The organism is Staphylococcus sp. HMSC072H03, from assembly GCF_001809305.1.
Lineage (GTDB): Bacteria > Bacillota > Bacilli > Staphylococcales > Staphylococcaceae > Staphylococcus > Staphylococcus hominis.
The window spans coordinates 1-5,288 of the sequence record NZ_KV796866.1 but is presented as its reverse complement, the minus strand read 5'-3'; the positions used below and the strand labels follow the sequence as shown (position 1 = coordinate 5,288).

At 27.7% G+C, this 5,288-nt stretch carries 4 protein-coding genes and 1 pseudogene; 4 read left to right on the top strand and 1 reads right to left on the bottom strand.

The annotated features are described in order from the left end of the window. From mupA to HMPREF2578_RS10790, 4 genes and pseudogenes are all read left to right on the top strand, one after another. Window positions 1-2,668, top strand: a 2,668-nt coding sequence (gene mupA, locus HMPREF2578_RS00460; protein WP_070508188.1) for a mupirocin-resistant isoleucine--tRNA ligase MupA, incomplete at its 5' end; no start/stop codon positions are given. A gap of 69 nt (window positions 2,669-2,737) precedes the next feature. Beyond that, complete coding sequence (locus HMPREF2578_RS00455; RefSeq protein ID WP_000282188.1) at window positions 2,738-3,625, top strand: fructosamine kinase family protein; 888 nt, start codon at window positions 2,738-2,740, stop codon at window positions 3,623-3,625. Window position 3,626: 1 nt separating this feature from the next. Further along, complete coding sequence (locus tag HMPREF2578_RS00450) at window positions 3,627-4,799, top strand: MFS transporter (RefSeq protein WP_223201780.1); 1,173 nt, start codon at window positions 3,627-3,629, stop codon at window positions 4,797-4,799. A gap of 67 nt (window positions 4,800-4,866) precedes the next feature. Next, a pseudogene (locus HMPREF2578_RS10790) lies at window positions 4,867-5,004 on the top strand (DDE-type integrase/transposase/recombinase); the annotation flags it as partial. On the opposite strand, the gene HMPREF2578_RS00445 reads toward HMPREF2578_RS10790, so the two are convergent. Next, window positions 4,977-5,204 carry a ParB N-terminal domain-containing protein gene (locus HMPREF2578_RS00445; RefSeq protein WP_002440499.1) on the bottom strand — a complete coding sequence of 76 codons (228 nt, stop codon included), beginning with the start codon at window positions 5,202-5,204 and terminating at the stop codon, window positions 4,977-4,979. The pseudogene HMPREF2578_RS10790 and the gene HMPREF2578_RS00445 overlap by 28 nt on opposite strands. Window positions 5,205-5,288: the final 84 nt, after the last annotated feature.

The window sequence follows — 5,288 nt, the reverse complement described above, 5'->3', positions numbered from 1 at the left end:
TGACATGGACTCCCCCTATATAACTCTTGAGAATAATTATATTGAAAGTGTATGGAATATATTATCTACATTCCATAAAAAAGGACTATTATATAAGGGACATAAGGTGACTCCTTATTGTACACATGATCAAACCGCTTTAAGTTCTCATGAAGTAGCGCAAGGCTATAAAAACGTTAAAGATTTATCAGCTGTTGTTAAATTTCAACTTACAAATAGTAAAGATACTTATTTCTTAAGTTGGACTACCACTCCCTGGACTTTGCCTGCAAATGTAGCATTAGCTATAAATAAAGATCTTAATTATTCAAAAATTCGGGTAGAAAATGAGTATTATATCTTAGCTACAGATCTAATTAATTCTATAATAACTGAAAAATACGAAATTATTGATACCTTTTCAGGAAGTAATTTAATTAATTTAAAATACATTCCTCCTTTTGAAAGCGACGGTTTAGTTAATGCATATTACGTTGTTGATGGAGAATTTGTTACTAACTCAGAAGGAACTGGTATTGTTCATATAGCACCAGCTCATGGGGAAGATGACTACCAATTGGTTTTAGAGCGTGATTTGGATTTCTTAAATGTTATAACAAGAGAAGGAGTATATAATGATAGGTTCCCTGAATTAGTTGGTAATAAAGCTAAAAATAGTGATATAGAAATCATAAAATTATTATCCAAAAAACAACTTTTATATAAAAAACAAAAATATGAGCATAATTATCCTCATTGTTGGAGATGTGGTAATCCTTTGATATATTATGCGATGGAAGGTTGGTTTATTAAAACAACTAATTTTAAGAATGAAATTATTAACAATAATAATAATATAGAGTGGTTTCCTTCTCATATTAAGGAAGGGAGAATGGGAAATTTCTTAGAAAATATGGTTGATTGGAACATTGGTAGAAATAGATATTGGGGAACACCATTAAATGTATGGATTTGCAATGATTGTAATCACGAATACGCACCAAGTAGTATTAAGGATTTACAAAATAATTCCATCAATAAAATTGATGAAGATATTGAGTTGCATAGACCTTATGTTGATAATATCACTCTTAGTTGCCCTAAGTGTAATGGGAAAATGTCTCGAGTAGAAGAAGTAATCGATGTTTGGTTTGATAGCGGCTCTATGCCGTTTGCTCAGCATCATTATCCTTTTGATAACCAGAAAATTTTTAATCAACACTTTCCAGCTGATTTTATTGCAGAAGGAGTTGATCAAACGAGAGGCTGGTTTTACAGTTTACTAGTAATTTCTACTATTCTAAAAGGAAAATCTTCTTATAAACGTGCTTTATCTTTAGGACATATTCTAGACAGTAATGGTAAGAAAATGTCTAAAAGTAAAGGAAACGTTATTAATCCAACTGAATTAATTAATAAGTACGGAGCCGATTCTTTAAGATGGGCCTTAATTTCGGATAGTGCTCCATGGAATAACAAAAGATTCTCAGAAAATATAGTAGCTCAGACCAAATCGAAATTTATAGATACGCTTGATAATATTTATAAATTTTATAATATGTATAATAAAATAGATCACTATAATCCTAATAATGAAATTACAAAAAGTAGAAATACATTAGATAATTGGGCTCTTTCTCGCTTAAACACCTTAATAAAAGAAAGTAATATTTATGTAAATAATTACGATTTCACTTCCGCAGCCAGATTAATTAACGAATATACCAATACAATAAGTAATTGGTATATTCGGAGATCGAGAGGACGATTTTGGGAACAAGGAATTTCTAACGATAAAAAAGATGCGTACAATACGCTTTATGAAATTTTAACAACTTTATCAAGACTAGTGGCTCCATTTGTTCCATTTATATCTGAAAAAATCCATTATAATTTGACTGGAAAAAGTGTGCATTTACAAGATTATCCACAATATAAAGAAAGTTTTATTAATCAAGCATTGGAAGATGAAATGCATACCGTTATAAAAATTGTAGAATTATCTAGACAGGCTCGCAAAAATGCAGATTTAAAAATTAAGCAACCTTTATCGAAAATGGTGATTAAACCTAATAGTCAATTAAACTTAAGTTTTTTACCTAATTACTATTCAATAATAAAAGACGAATTAAATATAAAAAACATTGAATTAACTGATAATATTAATGACTATATTACCTATGAGCTTAAATTGAATTTTTCTTCTGTGGGACCAAAACTAGGGAACAAAACGAAAAATATTCAAACATTGATAGACTCCCTATCAGAGTATGATAAAAAAAGTTTAATTGAGTCTAATAACTTCAAAAGTTTATCTTCTGATGCTGAGTTAACTAAGGATGATTTTATAATTAAAACCTTACCTAAGGATAGTTATCAACTCAGTGAAGATAATGACTGCGTTATATTATTAGATAAAAATTTATCTCCTGAATTAATTCGCGAAGGACATGCTAGAGAGCTCATTAGATTAATTCAACAATTAAGAAAAAAGAAAAATTTACCAATAAATCAACGTATTGATATTTATATCGGTGTAACTGGGGAATTATTAGAATCAATAAAAACCAATAAAAATATGTTTAAAGAAAATTTGCTGATTAAAAATATACACTTAAATGTTATAGATGAATATGAAAATACTATTCATTTTAATAATAAAGAAATAAAAATTTCCTTATTATATTAAACAAACATGGCCACTCTATTTTAGTAGAGTGGCCATGAGTTATCAAAGCCAAGCAAAAGGTGATAAACTATGTATAATTTTGATTATTCTAAATTACCAATTAAAAATATTCAAAAAATATTTCCTATTGCAGGGGGATATGTGAATCTATCTTTTTCAGTTGATGCTTCCAACAAAAAATATTTTTTAAAGCTACAACCTAATACTAAATCAAATTTTTTTGATTATGAGTTATCCAGTTTAAAAGAATTAACTGATAAAAATATTCCTGTTCCTCAAATTATTAATAAAGGAGAATTAGACAATAATTCTTTTTTACTGTTAGAGTTCATTGAAAATGGCCATGCTTATCCTGAAAGCTATAGAAAACTAGGTAAAATAGTTGCAAACATGCATAAAAATATAAATTCACTAAATCTATTTGGCTTTAGTCATAATTTCAATGGAGGAACGATTGAATTCACTAATAAATGGACTTCTTCTTGGGGGGATTTATTTATTAAAAGTAGGATGGATAAGCTATGTTCTGAAATATACAAGAAACGTTTATTTTCAATTTCGGATCTTTTATTATATGAAGATATACGAAAAATTATGTTGAAGAGCTTATATTATCACCAATCGTCACCATCATTACTTCATGGTGATCTTTGGAAAGGAAATATTCTTTTTCAAAAAAATGGAGATCCTATTCTATGTGATCCAGTCTGTTTATATGGAGATAGAGAATTTGATATTGGATATACTCTAGCATTAGAAAAATTTCCATTAGATTTTTATCAAGAATATAATAATATATATCCGTTGTGTGTTGGATATGAAAAGCGAATAGAATTTTACAAGTTATATGTGTTTATGATTCATTTATTTGCTATAGGTACAGATTTTTATGATAAAGTTAAAGATACCATGTATAATATTTTAAATAATTACGGGGTTGATTTTATAAAAGGATAGGGTGTTGACTTTGTTTCAATTTTCTAAAATCATTTATCTACTTCTAATAGTCACTTTTTTCGAACGATTTTCACATTTCCTCATAATACCTTTTTTATCTATTTATTTAATTCAGGAATTTTCATATTCTAGTTTAGAGATAGGGATTATTTTATCTTCTTCCGGGTGTACAGCATTAATCATCAGTTTTATATTAGCTCCGATGTTAAGTACAGTAAATAAGAAGAAAATTATACTATGTAGTATTTTTACAGCTTTTATCAGCTTTGTAATATTTCCATACATACATAGTTATTATGGTTTTTTATTCTTTACTATAATTAATACTATAGCAAGTAGTTTACTCTCTCCTACATATAAAACCTTATTAACTTTATACTCTGAAACATCAAGAAAACGATTAGTATTTAATATAAGGTACTATCTCATAAACATAGCTGCTGCATTAGGACCTTTTATTTCTATACAAATTCAAGAAGTATCTTCTTTAAAAAATGTATGCATCTTTATTTCTTTTATCTACTTTATTAATTTTATCTTTTTTCTTTTTTCTTCTATAGAAGAAAAAAGAAGCGAAAATCCTAAATTAAACTATCTTACCTCTTTTGGTATTATCAAAAGAAATAAAGCTTATGTATTATTGCTTTTAGGAAGTATATTCTTTGTATTTGGTTATTCTCAAATTCTAAGTTCTATACCTCAATTCTTTGCCATAAAATCGCACTCTAAAGCTACTTCTATTTATGGTTACTTACTGTCTATAAATGGTGTGATAGCTTTAACTTGTCAATACTTTATTTATTTATTAAACAAGCGATATTCTCATAAATCATGCATTATATTAGGAGCAATTACTTTAACTTTAGGATTATTTACTTTTGGCTTAACAGAAAATATTGTATTACTTGCTTTTGCTATGATTGTATTCACTATGGGGGAAATGTTAGTATTTACTACTATAGATATTAGAATAGACGAAATTACCGATAAGTATAATAAAGGAGCTTATTACTCTTTGTTAGGTTTACAAAACATCGGTTCATTATTAGCTCCAGTAATTGGTGGTTTAATTATTACTCAATTTAAATCTGGAATGTTAATTTTTAGCATCCTTTCTTTAATTACATCTTTCAGCATTGTATTATTTTATAAAAGTAATAAAATAAAAATATAATTGCTGTATATTTTTTGAATTCCCCCCCTAAAGTTGAACCTTAAAACTCAACTTTAGTGGGGGAATTATTTTGATGAAAAAGCCTAAAAAAGCCTATTGTAAACGGCGTATTAATGAGACATATATCAAAATCAAAGGAAAATGGTGCTATCTGTATCAATCGCACGATACAGACTGTCACACATTAGGACTTATTTTTAAAAAGTCGTTATGGGAAATTTGATGATTCCATATTTCTATTGTATAATCATCTTTTTCTACAACTTGACACATTACATATTGACAACCTATCTTTTTCAAAGCTGTATACCTATGTGCACTATCTAACACAAGATAACCTCTATTGTACTTTGTAACGATAATAGGGTTTCTTTGTTTTTCCTCTCTAATAACTTTATATTTCAAAAAATCTCCCCAGTTAATTAAAATAATTATATCAGTTTTTTATTCCAATTGTTTTATTGACGTTGAGCCTCGGAACCCTTAACA